Below are 14,120 nucleotides of genomic sequence, written 5' to 3'. Positions count from 1 at the left end.
TCTCCCTTCGGCCGGTGAGGAGTCCCCCTATCCCTTCTTCTGCCCCTCTTTCTGGAGGTGTTTGTACTTGCGGGTAAACTTCTCTATTCTGCCCGCCGTATCCACCAACTTTTCCCTGCCCGTAAAGAAGGGGTGACAGCGGGAACATACATCAACAGAATAGTCCCTTCGGGTGGACTTGGTTTGAAAGGTGGCCCCACAGGCACAGGTAATGGTGATATCGTACAGCTCAGGGTGGATCCCTTTCTTCATCCTTCAACCCCCTTTTTAGATAAAAATAGCGTATCTTGTCCTTATTTTCAACCCCTTCTCACTGGTTCATGGTATCTAAAAATTCCCTGTTGCTGGTGGTCTTGCACAACTTGTCCAACAGGAACTCCATGCTGTCCACCGTGTTCATAGGTGTCAGCACCTTGCGCAAGAGCCAGATGCGGTTTAGGTCGTTCTCGTCCAGCAAGAGCTCTTCCTTCCTCGTCCCCGAGCGGTTTATATCTATGGCCGGAAAGATCCTCCTGTCCACTAGGCGTCTATCCAACACCAACTCCATATTACCTGTCCCCTTGAACTCCTCGAAGATCACATCATCCATCCTACTCCCCGTATCGATCAGGGCCGTGGCGACGACGGTCAGGCTCCCTCCCTCCTCGATGTTTCTGGCGGCGCCGAAGAAGCGCTTAGGCTTCTGGAGGGCGTTGGCGTCTATCCCACCCGAGAGGACCTTTCCGCTGGGAGGTATCACGGCATTATAGGCCCTGGCCAACCTAGTAATGCTGTCCAAGAGGATGATCACGTCCATCTGGTGCTCCACCAGCCTCTTGGCCTTTTCGGCCACCATCTCAGCCACCTGGACATGTCGTTGAGGGGGCTCATCAAAGGTGGAGCTTATCACCTCCCCCTCTACCGAACGCTCCATATCAGTCACCTCCTCGGGCCGCTCATCGATGAGGAGCACGATCAGGATCATCTCCTTGTGATTGGCCATAACGCTGTGGGCGATGGACTGTAGGAGCATAGTCTTCCCTGTCCTTGGAGGGGCAACAATCAAACCCCTCTGCCCCTTTCCTATGGGGGTGAGGAGGTCCATCACCCTCGTAGAGTAGTTGTTGGGATCGTACTCCAATTTGACCTTCTCCTGCGGATATAGGGGTGTAAGATTGTCAAAAAGGATCTTGTCTTTCGCCACCTCGGGGTCTTCGTAGCTGAGCTTCTCCACCTTGAGGAGGGCAAAGTATCTCTCCGTTTCCTTGGGGGGCCTTATATGCCCCGAGATGGTTTCCCCTGTCCTCAGATTGAACCTCCTTATCTGCGAGGGGGAGACATAGATGTCGTCTGGACCCGGCAGATAGTTGTAGTCCGGAGAGCGGAGAAAGCCGAAACCGTCGGGCAGGATCTCCAGGACCCCCTCCCCATAGATGACCCCGTCCTTATCAGCCTGCGCCTGCAGAATGGCGAAGATCAGCTCCTGCCTGCGCATATTGGCCGCCCCACCCACCTTCAGCTCCTTGGCCAAGGCCGCCAGCTCCGATATTTTCTTGCTTTTCAAATCTCTAAGGTTTATAACCTCTGTATTCATGGCGTTTCTTCCCCCTTTATTACCTGATAAAACCTGAGCACCTGTTCCTCCGTCTCCTCCACGGACCCAGTGTTGTTGATAATATAATGGGCATGAGAGACCTTCTCCTTCAACGGGAGCTGGGTATCTATCCTCCTGGCGGCCTCCTGCCTGGATATCCCATCCCTGCGTATGAGGCGCTGGATTTGGGCCTCTCTGGTGACATAGACCACTACTACCAGGTCTACCTTCTCATGCTCCCCCTTCTCGATCAAGAGGGGTACCTCCAAGACCACGTCTCCGCTGCTCCCCTGCACCCTCTTCCACATCTCCTCTTGAATAAGTGGGTGAAGGATCCTTTCCAAGACCTTCCTCCTCTCCAGGTCGCGGAAGATGATCCTCCCCAGCTTCCCCCTGTCGATCTGGCCCCCCTCTTTGAGCACCTCCTTCCCAAAGGTCTTCACCACCTCCTGTCTTACGGGAGCATATTTCGCCATGATCTCCCGGCCAATATCATCCGCATCGATTACCACCGCACCCACTCCCATCAGGATGCGGGATACCAGGCTCTTACCACTCGCGATTCCCCCTGTCAGGCCAATCACCCTGGGCATCAAATGTCCAGATTCTCCACCTGGAGGGCATTTTGCTCGATGAAGCGCCTGCGCTCTTCTACCTGATCCCCCATAAGGATAGTAAAGATCTCATCCGCTACCACGGCATCCTCCACCCTCACCCGGAGGAGGCTCCGGCTCTCGGGGTTCATGGTAGTCTCCCAGAGTTGTTCAGGATTCATCTCCCCGAGACCTTTGTATCTCTGGATATATAGTCCTTCCTTTCCTATGGTGGTGATATAGTCCAACAGTTCCCCCTTGGACCCTATCCTCTGCTGTCCTCCCTTGTGGTAGATAACAAAGGGGGGGGTTTCAAAACCGGCGATCGATTGATAGAGGGCCAGGACATTTCTATATTCAACAGATTCCACCAGTTCCCTGTTTATCTTCCTCTCCACCCTCCTCCCATTTATCCTCCCCTGGAGGGAGAATTCAAAAAGGTTATGCTCCTCGTCGGTGGTGATCTCTCCCACCTCCATTCCCTCTCCCTGCAGGGCCTTGTGCAGGAACATGAGCCGCCCCTTGTCTCCGAAATCCTCGGGGCGAGAAACCCCTTGTCGCAAAAGGACCTTTACAGCCTCCCGGGGGTAGCCTCGGCGCTCGAGCCTCCTCTGGTAGTAGTCAAAGCGGGAGAGTTTGTTCAGGAGATCAAGAAGTCTCTTCCCCCCCAATCGGGTCTGAGATCCCGTCAGCTCCAGTTCCACCTTTTCCATGGCCCTCTCTAACAGAAATCTGTTTATCTCCTCCTCGTCCTTAAGGTAGGTGTCCTTCCTCCCTATCCTTACTCGATATAGGGGGGGCTGGGCGATGCACAGATATCCTCTCTCAATCACCCCCACCATCTGCCGGTAGAAAAAGGTCAAAAGGAGGGTTCTGATATGTGAGCCATCTACATCGGCATCGGTCATGATGATGATCTTATGATATCTGATTTTCGACACATCCACCTCATCTTGATTGATCCCAACCCCCAAGGCGGTGATGATGGTCTTTATCTCCTCATTGGACAGCATCTTGTCAAATCTGGCCTTTTCTACGTTGAGGATCTTCCCCTTTAAGGGAAGGATGGCCTGATATCTCCTGTCCCTACCTTGCTTTGCCGAGCCACCCGCTGAATCCCCCTCCACGATGTAGAGTTCACTGTGGGCCGGGTCACGCTCCTGACAATCTGCCAGCTTGCCAGGGAGAAGACTTGTGTCCAGTCCCCCCTTCTTCCTGGCAAGCTCCCTTGCCTTGCGAGCCGCCGCCCGTGCTCGCGCGGCATCGACCACTTTGGCCAATACCTTTCGGGCCACCTGGGGGTGTTCCTCAAAGAAACTTCCCAGCCTCTCGTTGGTCAGGGCCTCCACATATCCTTTTACCTCGCTGTTGCCCAGCTTTGTCTTCGTCTGCCCCTCAAATTGGGGGTCAGGCAGCCTCACGCTGATTACCCCCACCAGTCCCTCCCTCACATCCTCACCACTTAATCCCTCCTTGAGGTCCTTTAGGAGGTTGTTGTTAGCGGCATAAGTGTTCATCGTCCTAGTTAGGGCCGATTTAAAGCCCACCAAGTGGGCCCCCCCCTCATGGGTGTTGATGCTGTTGGCAAAGGTGAAGATGGTCTCTTTATAGCTGTCGTTATACTGCAGGGCGACCTCAATGTAGGTATCGTTTTTCCTTCCCTCAAGGTAGATGGGCTTGGGATGAATGCCATTCTTGTTGCGATTGAGGTACTCGACGAATGAGATAATCCCCCCTTTATAAAAGAACTGGTTGCTCTTGTCGCTCCTTTCATCCTCAATGGTTATGGTAATCCCTTTGTTGAGAAAGGAGAGTTCGCGCAGACGCTGGGAGAGTAATTCATAACTATACTCCAAATCCCCAAAGATCTCAGGATCGGGCTTAAATCTTATGGTAGTCCCGGTCTTTTTGGTCTTGCCCACAATCTGCAAGGGGGTCTTCTTCTGTCCCCGTTCATATCTTTGATGATATACATTTCCGCCCCTCTTTATCTCCAACTCCAAGTACTCAGAGACGGCATTTACCACAGAGAGACCTACCCCGTGAAGCCCCCCGGAAACCTTATAGCTCTTTTTGTCGAATTTCCCACCAGAATGCAGTTTTGTAAGGACGACCTCCACTGCAGGTCTTCCCTCTTGTCGGTGTTTGTCAACGGGAATTCCTCTGCCATCGTCCTTCACTGTGACGCTGTTATCTAAATGGATCACCACATTTATCTTCGTGCAATAGCCAGCCAAGGACTCATCTGTGCTGTTGTCCACCAGTTCCTCTACTAAGTGATGCAGTCCCTCTATCCCTGTATTGCCAATGTACATGGAGGGTCTCTTCCGGACAGCAGCCAATCCATCTAATACCTTAATTTGTCTGGCATCATAAATTTCTTCCTTTAAGGACTTTGTCATTTCTCCTGCTTCTCTTTCCTGATGGGGATTTTAATCTATGAAATGAACAGGAAAAGACATTTTTATAGGAGGGGATATCTCTGGTCTTAAGGGCGCATGGGCATTATTACATATAAAAACGCCTCTCCATCCACAGGTCTTATCACCCCAGCAATCAATTCTTCTTTTAACTCCACCCTTACCTCATCCGCATCCATTATATTCAAAACATCTAGGAGGTATCTGGCATTAAAGGATATTTCTAAGGGGTCCCCTTCATAATCGATCTTTATCTCTTCTTGTACACTGCCCACATCTGGGCCTCCCGTGTTGATCTCCATTAGACCACCCTTTATGGAGAATCTAACCCCTTCTCCTTTTTCGCTGGCGATTACTTGGGCTCGACGTAAAGAACCCATAAACTCTTTTTTGTTAACCAATATCAGCTTGTCGTTAGCTGTGGGAATAACCTGTTGATAGTCAGGGTATTCTCCTTCTAATAGGCGAACTACTACCGTATTGCGATTTGTCTTAAAAATACAGTTGTTGTCCTTGATAGAAATGGCCACCTCCTCCTCTTCTTCCCCTAAGATCCTCCTTAACTCTATCAAACCTCGGCGGGGGATAATAACACCCTTGTCTAGGGTTGACTCCACCTCTTTATCTATTTTGGATAACCTGTGTCCATCAGTAGCCACCATGCGTAAAAACTCTCTGTTTTCCTCCTTCACCTTCTCCATATAAATTCCATTAAGATTGAACCTAGATTCCTCTGTCGAAGCTGCGAAAACAGTCTTTTCAACCATTCCTAAGAGGTCGGAAGTCCTTAAATTAAAATAATTAGCGCCCTCAGTATCGGGAAATTTGGGAAACTCGTCGGGGTCTACCCCAGGAAGGCTGAAGATTGTTTTACCAGCCTTTATCGAGATCCAAAAGTTCCCTTCTCGTTGTATTTCAACCTTCTCTTCGGAAAGCTCTCTGACAGCATCATATAGCTTTTTCGCAGGGATACAGATGTCGCCCTTTTCCATAATGTTGGCCTCAATACTTTCCTTCACTCCTATTTCGAGGTCGGTGGCCACTATATTTAACCTGTTCTTCTCTCCTGAAATTAATATGTTTGAAAGAATGGGAATGGTACTTCTTCTTTCTGCAATCCCTTGAATTTTTCCCAAACTTGTCTGAAAAAAGGCCTTTTCTACTATGAACTTCATATAAGTTTCCTTAGTTCTTAGTAGTAATAATAGGTGTTAAAAGGTTAATATCTCCTATAATTCACTGATAATAAAGAGAATAAGTTTGTTTACTATTTTCACATATCGAAGTTCATCTCTGTGCAAAACTACTCCCTAATTTTTGCCATTAGATCATCGACTACACTTTTTATGTATTTATCGTGGGAAATCTTTTCTTCAGTCTTCTTTATAGAGTGGATAACCGTAGAATGATCCTTTCCACCGAACTTTTCCCCAATCTCTATGAGGGAACAAGTAGTGAGCTTTTTGGCAAGATACATGGCTATCTGCCTGGGTATCACCACTTGTTTCAATCTCCTTTTAGACCTCAGATCTTTTGGCTTTAGGTTAAAATAGGATGCAACCCTCTTTTGTATATTATCGATGGAAATTGTCGCCTCCCTGTCTTTTATAAAGCTTCTCAATACCTCCTTGGCCATTTCTAGGGTAATTTCCCTCTTGGTAAGAGAAGCAAAGGCCCCCAGTCTTATGAGACAGCCCTCCAATATGCGGATATTAGAATTGATGTGAGAAGCCAAAAAAAATGCTACATCATTAGGTATATATATATTTTCTAGCTCTGCCTTTTTCTTTAGAATAGCCACCTTTGTCTCAACATCAGGAGGTTGGATGTCGGCGATGAGACCCCACTCAAAGCGGGATTTGAGACGCTCCTCAAAATCAGGGATTTCTCGAGGGAACTTATCGCTCGTGATTACAATTTGCCTTTTGTTCTCATACAAAGAGTTGAAAGTATGGAAAAACTCTATCTGCGTCCTCTCCTTCCCAGAAATAAACTGGATATCGTCTATCAGAAGTACCTCGACACTCCTGAACCTCCGCCTAAATCCATCCATGCGCTCAAAACGAATGGAGTTGACCAGTTCATTTGTGAACTCCTCAGAAGAGATATAACACAGCTTGTTGGGGTCAGAGACGGTCCTGTTTTTTACCATTCGGTGGCCGATGGCGTTCAATAGATGTGTCTTCCCCAACCCAACCCCGCCATAAATAAACAGGGGGTTATATCTTCTCCCTGGTGTGTCGGCTACTGCCTGTGATGCTGCATGGGCAAATTGGTTCCCCGCACCAGCCACAAAATTTTCAAAGGTATACCGGAGGTTGAACATGCGGCTGGCCAAATCTTCATCAACCGCCACTTTCTTTTCCGAAGCCCCTTTCAGGTAGGGAGGCTTCATCTTCTTTGTCTGTAGGGATACCAAAAAATCTTCACCAGTTAGGTCATAAAGAGCCGTTTTTATAGTATTTAAGTAATGCTCGGCGACCCAGTCACGGAAGAAGTTATTGGGCACCTCGAGGATGATCTCCTTCTCTAATAGGGACCCAACCTGAATGGGTTTAATCCATGTCTCAAAGCTGTTTATATTTATCTGTCCCTTGATGGCCTCTAAAACCTGTAGCCAGAAATCTTCCATGATTTATACCAAAGATTTTTAAGGGGGTCACAGTTTTTCATAAATGGATTTTTCGACATTTAATCCACAATTTGTGGATATCTTTTTAAGATAGATAGGAGAAGGGAAAAAATCTTGAAAGCCTGTTAACCCATTTTAAATTCCAAAGCCGAAGGCTTTTAAAGACCAAGATGTACAACAATTTCATATTTATCAAAAAAACAATTCTAGGTCAAGTCCTTTTTCTCTTTTTCCACGAGTTTTGCCAAACCCACCACCCTTGCCCCTTCCTCCAGGCCGATGAGCCTGACCCCTATGGTATTTCTCCCCCGCAGGGGGACGTCTTCCACCGAGAGTCTCAATACCTTACCTTTATCTGTAATCAAGATCACCTCGTCCTCCTCCACAACCTGCAGAATACCCACTACTGGTCCATTCTTCTCGGAGACCATGGTGTTGATCACCCCTTTCCCTCCCCGGTTTTGACACCTGTACTCTGATAAAGAGGTCCTTTTCCCGTAGCCCCCTTCGGTCACGCTGAGGATAAAGGCCCCCTCTTGGATGATTTCCAAGGCGACCAAGCGGTCATGCGGCCCGAGGTTGATCCCCCTAACCCCTCTGGCTCCTCTGCCCATCTCCCTAAGCTGAGTCTCCTTGAACCTAATCGCCTTTCCCATGCGCGTCCCCAAAAAGATCTCCCTCTTCTCCATAGAGAGCTTAGCAGCTACCAGACCATCCCCTTCCCCCAGGCGTAGGGCGATGATACCGTCGGAGCGCGGATGACTGAAGGCCTGCAGGGCGGTCTTTTTCAACATCCCTTTTTTGGTAGCCATGATGATGGATATTCCTGACTTGAACTCCTTAACCGGGAGGATGGCCGTTATCCTCTCCTGGGGAGAGAGGGTGATGAGGTTGACCAGGGCCTTACCCTTGGCTGAGGGGGCAGCCTGGGGTATTTGATGCACCTTCAACCAATAGACCTTACCTCTATCGGTAGAAAAGAGGATGTAATGGTGGGTGGAGGCGATAAAGATGTGTTCCACGAAGTCCTGATCCTTTACAGTGATACCCAACCTCCCCTTCCCACCTCGGCGTTGGCTGCGATAAAGTCCAGGCGACGTCCTCTTGATATAGCCGGTATGCGTTATGGTGACCACCATATCCTCCTCCAGGATGAGGTCTTCCAGACGAACTTCCCCCTCCTCCTCGATGATCTGTGTCTGACGGGGGTCACCGAACTCCTCTTGGATATCCCGTAGCCCCTTGACGATCACCTCCATCAAGAGCCCTTCATCGCCGAGGATCTGTCTAAGCCTAGCGATCTCCTTGCTCAGCCCTTCGAACTCTTCGGCGACCTTCTCTCGTTCCAAGCCAGTGAGGCGTTGCAGCCGCATGTCCAAGATGGCCTGAGCCTGAGCCTCGGTGAATGCGAATCTTTTAACCAGTGTTTCCTTCGCCCCAGCTGGTGTTTTTGAACCCTTGATCAGGGCGATAATGGCATCTATCTGGCCCAAGGCCTTCAGCAGCCCTTGCAGGATGTGGGCACGGGCCTCGGCCTCACGCAGTTCGTGGCGGGAGCGACGGGTGACTACCACCTTGCGATGTTCGATAAAATGGCCGATAAGTTCCTTTAAATTTAAAACGGAAGGCCTGTTGTCCACTATGGCCAGGAGGATGATCCCGAAGGAGACCTGCATCTGGGTGAGCTTATAGAGTTGGTTGAGTACCACCTCAGCCACCTCGTCCTTTTTGAGCTCCAATACTATCCTCATACCATCTCGATCGGACTCATCCCTTACTTCGGAGATCCCCTCGATGCGCTTCTCTTGCATCAACAGGGCGATTTTCTCCACTAGGCGGGCCTTGTTCACCTGATAGGGGATCTCAGTGATGATGATCCGATCACGCTCCCCCTTTTGCTTCTCCACCAAGGCCCGGGCCCGGAGATGGATGACCCCCTTACCCGTCTGATAGGCCGCCCTAATCCCCTCCTTCCCATAGATGATGGAACCGGTGGGGAAGTCGGGCCCAGGGATGAACTCCATCAACTCCTCGATGGTTATTCTCGGATCCTCTATCTGGGCCACGATGGCGTCGATGACCTCAACTAGGTTGTGGGGTGGTATATTCGTGGCCATCCCCACGGCGATGCCTGCTGAGCCATTGACTAGGAGGTTAGGGAAAGGGGCTGGCAGAAGCAGGGGTTCCTGAAGGGAATCGTCATAGTTGGGCCCAAAGTCTACCGTATCCTTATCGATGTCTGCCAGTAGTTCATGGGCCAAGCGGGTGAGCCTGACCTCTGTATACCTCATGGCAGCTGCAGAGTCCCCGTCCACTGAGCCGAAGTTGCCTTGCCCTTGCACAAGGGGGTAGCGTAGAGAAAAGTCCTGGGACATCCTGACGATGGTATCGTAGACCGCAGCGTCCCCATGGGGGTGGTATTTCCCGATAACGTCTCCCACCACCCGGGCCGATTTCTTGAAGGGTTTGTTCCAATGGTTTCCGAGTGTGTGCATGGCATAGAGGACTCGCCGGTGTACGGGCTTGAGTCCATCCCGCACATCCGGGAGGGCCCGCCCGATGATGACGCTCATGGCATAATCCATATAGGATTTGCGCATCTCATCTTCGATATTCACCGGCAAAGGCCTTTTGGCAGGAAGCATCACAACATACTCCATTGGTTAATTTTTTTATATTTTATCAGAAATTAGGCCCCTTATCAAGGAAAATGTTCATAGAAGCCCAAAATCATTTAGAACGGCTTATCAGTTTGCAGGGGGCTTTGGGGTTCACTCCCTTGACAAGGGGAGAGAGGAGGCTATAAGATGCCCATGAGGTGAAGGAAATGGTCGATTATGAGCGCCGCGATCTCGCCCCTTATGCCTCCTGCAGCCGCAGCTCCAAGGGCAGGAAGTATCCAGAGGAGTTCAAGGACGATCGGCCTGCCTTCGAGAGGGATCGGGATCGGATCATCCACTGCGCCGCCTTCAGGAGGCTGGAGTATAAGACCCAGGTCTTCGTCAACCACGAGGGAGATTATTACCGGACACGCCTCACCCACTCCTTGGAAGTGGCCCAGATCGCCAGGGGGATTGCGCGTAAGCTGAGGCTCAACGAGGAGCTCACCGAGGCCATCGCCTTGGCGCATGACCTGGGACATACCCCTTTCGGCCATGCGGGAGAAAGTGCCCTAAACGTCCTGATGTCCGATTACGGAGGCTTTGAGCACAACCTCCAGAGCCTGCGGGTAGTGGAGATGCTGGAGGAGAGATATCCCAATTTCCCTGGTCTGAACCTGACCTTTGAGACGAGGGAGGGATTGGCCAAGCATTCTTCCTATCACGATTCACCATCCGTTGACCTTTCCGAATACGAGATGAGCCTGGCCCCCACCTTGGAGGCCCAGATAATAAACTTGGCCGATGAGATTGCATACAACAATCACGATATAGATGACGGGTTGGAATCGAGCCTTATCCAGATGGAGGAGCTCATGGAAGTCCCTATATGGCAGGAGGTCTACCAGAGGGTGGAGAGAAAATATCCTCATGCTATACCAAAGGCGAAAAAATATACGGCCATAAGCCACCTCATCGGCCTTCTAATCCAGGACGTAGTGGCACAGACCCAAAAAGCAATAAAAGACAGCGGCATAGAGACACTAAAAGATGTAAGATGTATAAGGAGAAACTCGGTCAGTTATAGCCCTCAAGTCCAAAAGGATAGCGACCTCTTAAAGGCATTCCTATATAAAAGGCTATACCGTCACTGGCGGGTGGAGAGGATGAGGATAAAGGCAGAAAAGTTCATAACGGAGCTTTTCAATGCCTACATAGAAAACCCCACGTTACTTCCCGAGAAATACCAGGGGCGTATGGCTGAAGAGCCCGCACCCAAGGTGGTATGCGATTATATAGCCGGGATGACCGACCGGTTTGCACTGGGTGAGTACAAAAAACTCTTCGACCCTTATGAAAGGGTGTGAAGATGGTAGAGCTTTCCCCATTGATAAAGGCGATGCTTGATCCCGCCTTCTATCCCCATCGCCCTCCCAAGGTGGACCTTCTTCAGACACATATCTCTTACATATTCCTCACAGGAGAACTGGTCTATAAGGTCAAAAAACCTGTGGATTTCGGGTTCTTAGATTTCACCACCTTGGAGAAACGCCGCCATTTTTGTCAGGAGGAGCTCCGGCTGAACAGACGATTCTCTCCAGATGTCTACCTGGAGGTGGTCCCCATCTCCGTTGATGGTGACTCTTTCCGCCTGGGAGATGATTCAAAGGTGATAGAATACGCCCTCAAGATGAGGCGCATTAGCGAGGATCGCATGCTCTACCGGCTCCTGGAGGCAGGCAGGGTAACCTCTGACCATATGCAGCGCATCGGCAGCCACCTTGCCAGGGTGTATGCGGCCATCCAAAGCGATGAGAAATCCCGGGCCTTCGGCGGGCTGGATGTCATCTCCACCAACGTGAAGGAAAACTTCGAGCAGACCAGAAAGTATATCGGCGGCCCTATTTCAAAGGAGATATTCGAATCAATCGAATCGTGGAGTCTATCCTTTATGGAAGAAAATGCAGCACTGTTCGAACAGAGGGTGGTCCAGGGCTGCATCAAGGAATGCCACGGCGATCTGCATTTGCAGCACATCTGCATAGAAGGTGAGGGAATATACATCTTCGACTGCATTGAGTTCAACGAACGGTTTCGCTTCGGTGACGTGGCCTCAGACGTGGCATTCCTTTCCATGGATCTGGACCTAAACGGATATCCTGAGCTCGGCAGGATCTTTGTGGAGGCATATACCGAGGCCTCGGGTGATTCCACCCTGGCACGTGTCCTTCAGTTCTACAAGGTCTACCGGGCCTATGTGAGAGCCAAGGTCACCTCCTTCATGCTCGATGATGAGGGGCTCGACAAGAAGGTGAGGGATGATGCCTTTCAGAGAGCAAAACAATACTATGACCTGGCGCTCGAATATGTCAAAGGCAATATCTGAGAGGGGTCTTCGCCCCCTCTCTCTGGGGGCGCAGCCCCCTGAAGGTCGTCTCAGGAGTGGACAGGGTTTGTAGCCTTACTGAGAGCATAGAAGGGAAGGAAACCTAAAAGAAAACATGAAGATAGATCTTCACATACACTCGAAAGACGGCTCGGACGGGCGCTGGAGCCTGGAGGAAATCTTTGCAGAGGCAAAGAGAAGGCAGATCGATCTGATCTCGATCACCGACCACGATGCCATCCACGCTCAGGGACACGCCCTTGAGCTGGCCCAATCCTACGGCATCCAGTATCTCACTGGGGTGGAATTGAACGTGACGTTCTCCCATCCGGACTATAATAAAGCTAAACCCATCTCCCTGGATTTTCTCGGATATCAGTACGATATCCACAATCCTTCTTTGGTTGAGAAACTAAAGACCATCAGAGACTATAGGAAGAGGCGGGCAGAGAAGATCCTGGAGAACCTGAATCGCGAATTCGTCAAAGAAGGCCTACCGGAGTTTACCTCTGCGGACCTCGATGCGATCCAGGCCAGTGTTGACGGGGCCTTCGGCAGGCCCCACATCGCCAATTACATGATCAAAAAGGACATTGTGGCCACCAAACAGGAGGCATTTGGCCGATATCTGATCAAGTGCGATGTGCCCAAGATGCCATTGAGTTTGAAGGAGGCCTCTGAACTCATCCGTGGTGCAGGAGGAAGGATTCTGCTCGCCCACCCCAACGATCCGAACGGCACCTCTCTGGTGAATCTGAGCCCCTCGCTGAAGGAACAGCAACAGATTATTCAAGATGCCATGATGGACTATATCGACGGGGTTGAGTGCTGGCACTCCCGGCATGACAAAAAGACCGCGGAGGCATACCTGGCCTTTGCCCGGGAGATGGGGCTCATGGTCTCCGGAGGTTCCGACTGCCATCAGCAGCCCGTGCTCATGGGAGAGGTGGATGTACCGGATTATGTGGGGAAACAATTTGTGTTATAGAAGACCGCATAACCAAAATCTTAACACGGTTTTTAAAGGAGCTGCTATATGAGAGAATCATTTAAGGAATTTGTTAAGAAGGAAATTGTGGATGATGCTGTCCTGATCGCCTGCGGGCTTCCCGCCACCAACAAGACTGAGACCACGGAGGTCATCGCACGGCTAAAGGGCTATGAGATGTTGCGCACGGATCTCATTCGCCAAGAGGTGCTCAAGGGGGAGGACATCTTTGATGAAAAGGTGGCCTCGAATATGGATAAGCGAAAGATGGTCTATGAAAAGATGTTTTCCATGGCAGACGATCTCGCCTCCCAGGGCAAAGGGGTCATTCTGGATGCCACCTTCATCAGCCAGAAGCTCAGGATAAGGGCTGCGGAGGTGGCCTCGAAAAACAACAGGGCCTTTATTATCCAGCAGACCCAGTGTCCTGAAGACTATTCCCTCAACAAGATCTCAAAGAGGACAAAGGAGAATTATGAATCCAATGCCTTGACTCCACAGGCATATTTCAACAACAAGGAGAGATTTGAACCCGTCGACCTCAATGAGCTGAAGGGGCGCTTCCCAAACCTTTCCATCGTGCATCTTTTGGTTGACACAGCCTCGGATTCAGAAGACGAGTGGTATGTGATCGACAAGATCACCAGGTAACCAAAGGAGTATTTGCCGATCGTTGATATCTTTTGGATGGAGGTAAGTCATGTCCAGGTTTACAAAAATCATAGCCTGCTTCCTTCTGGTGTTGTTTATCGGTGGTCTTTTTCTCTCCTGTGCCCCACGACGGCGGCGTTGTCCACCGGGGTATCACTGGGTCCCGGGCCACTATGGACCCCGTGGGCACTGGATAGGGGGGCACTGCGCGCCGAATAGATAGGCCGATATCGAGTCCTGCAAGATCCGGAGAGGCCTGTTAACAAATCCTGAGGAG

At 50.4% G+C, this 14,120-nt stretch carries 12 protein-coding genes; 5 read left to right on the top strand and 7 right to left on the bottom strand.

All coding sequences use genetic code 11. The annotated features are described in order from the left end of the window. Nucleotides 1–27: 27 nt before the first annotated feature. The 7 genes from rpmE to gyrA form a co-directional block, all read right to left on the bottom strand. Nucleotides 28–252: a 50S ribosomal protein L31 gene (gene rpmE / locus JRI46_02125; protein MBW2038383.1), complete on the bottom strand. Its 225-nt coding sequence runs from the start codon at nucleotides 250–252 to the stop codon at nucleotides 28–30. Nucleotides 253–310: 58 nt separating this feature from the next. Beyond that, nucleotides 311–1,573, bottom strand: coding sequence for a transcription termination factor Rho (rho, locus tag JRI46_02120; GenBank protein MBW2038382.1), 1,263 nt, complete (start codon nucleotides 1,571–1,573; stop codon nucleotides 311–313). Further along, entirely contained in the window at nucleotides 1,570–2,166 is a 597-nt protein-coding gene (locus JRI46_02115; GenBank protein MBW2038381.1) for a dephospho-CoA kinase, read from the bottom strand. The genes rho and JRI46_02115 overlap by 4 nt, the downstream gene beginning before the upstream one ends. Further along, entirely contained in the window at nucleotides 2,166–4,568 is a 2,403-nt protein-coding gene (gyrB, locus tag JRI46_02110; protein MBW2038380.1) for a DNA topoisomerase (ATP-hydrolyzing) subunit B, read from the bottom strand. The genes JRI46_02115 and gyrB overlap by 1 nt, the downstream gene beginning before the upstream one ends. A gap of 86 nt (nucleotides 4,569–4,654) precedes the next feature. Continuing rightward, nucleotides 4,655–5,761: a DNA polymerase III subunit beta gene (gene dnaN / locus JRI46_02105; protein MBW2038379.1), complete on the bottom strand. Its 1,107-nt coding sequence runs from the start codon at nucleotides 5,759–5,761 to the stop codon at nucleotides 4,655–4,657. A 128-nt stretch (nucleotides 5,762–5,889) separates the two neighbouring features. Then, the gene (dnaA, locus tag JRI46_02100) at nucleotides 5,890–7,218 is read right to left on the bottom strand and encodes a chromosomal replication initiator protein DnaA (protein ID MBW2038378.1); all 1,329 of its coding nucleotides are present in this window, start codon (nucleotides 7,216–7,218) and stop codon (nucleotides 5,890–5,892) included. Nucleotides 7,219–7,424: 206 nt separating this feature from the next. Further along, nucleotides 7,425–9,863 (bottom strand): DNA gyrase subunit A, encoded by a 2,439-nt coding sequence (gyrA, locus tag JRI46_02095; protein MBW2038377.1) that lies wholly within the window; start codon nucleotides 9,861–9,863, stop codon nucleotides 7,425–7,427. Between the two features lie 182 nt (nucleotides 9,864–10,045). Here gyrA and JRI46_02090 point away from each other — a divergent pair, with 182 nt between their 5' ends. The 5 genes from JRI46_02090 to JRI46_02070 all read left to right on the top strand — a co-directional run bounded on the left by JRI46_02090 (nucleotide 10,046) and on the right by JRI46_02070 (nucleotide 14,066). Further along, nucleotides 10,046–11,185, top strand: a complete 1,140-nt coding sequence (locus tag JRI46_02090) for a deoxyguanosinetriphosphate triphosphohydrolase (GenBank protein MBW2038376.1) — start codon at nucleotides 10,046–10,048, stop codon at nucleotides 11,183–11,185. Nucleotides 11,186–11,187: 2 nt separating this feature from the next. Continuing rightward, complete coding sequence (locus tag JRI46_02085; protein ID MBW2038375.1) at nucleotides 11,188–12,204, top strand: hypothetical protein; 1,017 nt, start codon at nucleotides 11,188–11,190, stop codon at nucleotides 12,202–12,204. A gap of 115 nt (nucleotides 12,205–12,319) precedes the next feature. Then, nucleotides 12,320–13,192, top strand: a complete 873-nt coding sequence (locus JRI46_02080; GenBank protein MBW2038374.1) for a PHP domain-containing protein — start codon at nucleotides 12,320–12,322, stop codon at nucleotides 13,190–13,192. Between the two features lie 48 nt (nucleotides 13,193–13,240). Then, nucleotides 13,241–13,843 carry an AAA family ATPase gene (locus JRI46_02075; GenBank protein ID MBW2038373.1) on the top strand — a complete coding sequence of 201 codons (603 nt, stop codon included), beginning with the start codon at nucleotides 13,241–13,243 and terminating at the stop codon, nucleotides 13,841–13,843. A 49-nt stretch (nucleotides 13,844–13,892) separates the two neighbouring features. After that, on the top strand, nucleotides 13,893–14,066 hold the full coding sequence (locus JRI46_02070) for a hypothetical protein (protein ID MBW2038372.1): 174 nt from the start codon (nucleotides 13,893–13,895) through the stop codon (nucleotides 14,064–14,066). Nucleotides 14,067–14,120: the final 54 nt, after the last annotated feature.

The organism is Deltaproteobacteria bacterium (genome assembly GCA_019308925.1).
GTDB lineage: Bacteria > Desulfobacterota > B13-G15 > B13-G15 > RBG-16-54-18 > JAFDHG01.
This window is presented reverse-complemented; position numbering and strand designations above follow the sequence as displayed.

Bases quoted from the DNA above. Each gene is read 5' to 3' on its own strand.
- rpmE (MBW2038383.1), bottom strand. From the start codon at position 252: ATGAAGAAAGGGATCCACCCTGAGCTGTACGATATCACCATTACCTGT.
- rho (MBW2038382.1), bottom strand. From the start codon at position 1,573: ATGAATACAGAGGTTATAAACCTTAGAGATTTGAAAAGCAAGAAAATA.
- JRI46_02115 (MBW2038381.1), bottom strand. From the start codon at position 2,166: ATGCCCAGGGTGATTGGCCTGACAGGGGGAATCGCGAGTGGTAAGAGC.
- gyrB (MBW2038380.1), bottom strand. From the start codon at position 4,568: ATGACAAAGTCCTTAAAGGAAGAAATTTATGATGCCAGACAAATTAAG.
- dnaN (MBW2038379.1), bottom strand. From the start codon at position 5,761: ATGAAGTTCATAGTAGAAAAGGCCTTTTTTCAGACAAGTTTGGGAAAA.
- dnaA (MBW2038378.1), bottom strand. From the start codon at position 7,218: ATGGAAGATTTCTGGCTACAGGTTTTAGAGGCCATCAAGGGACAGATA.
- gyrA (MBW2038377.1), bottom strand. From the start codon at position 9,863: ATGCTTCCTGCCAAAAGGCCTTTGCCGGTGAATATCGAAGATGAGATG.
- JRI46_02090 (MBW2038376.1), top strand. From the start codon at position 10,046: ATGGTCGATTATGAGCGCCGCGATCTCGCCCCTTATGCCTCCTGCAGC.
- JRI46_02085 (MBW2038375.1), top strand. From the start codon at position 11,188: ATGGTAGAGCTTTCCCCATTGATAAAGGCGATGCTTGATCCCGCCTTC.
- JRI46_02080 (MBW2038374.1), top strand. From the start codon at position 12,320: ATGAAGATAGATCTTCACATACACTCGAAAGACGGCTCGGACGGGCGC.
- JRI46_02075 (MBW2038373.1), top strand. From the start codon at position 13,241: ATGAGAGAATCATTTAAGGAATTTGTTAAGAAGGAAATTGTGGATGAT.
- JRI46_02070 (MBW2038372.1), top strand. From the start codon at position 13,893: ATGTCCAGGTTTACAAAAATCATAGCCTGCTTCCTTCTGGTGTTGTTT.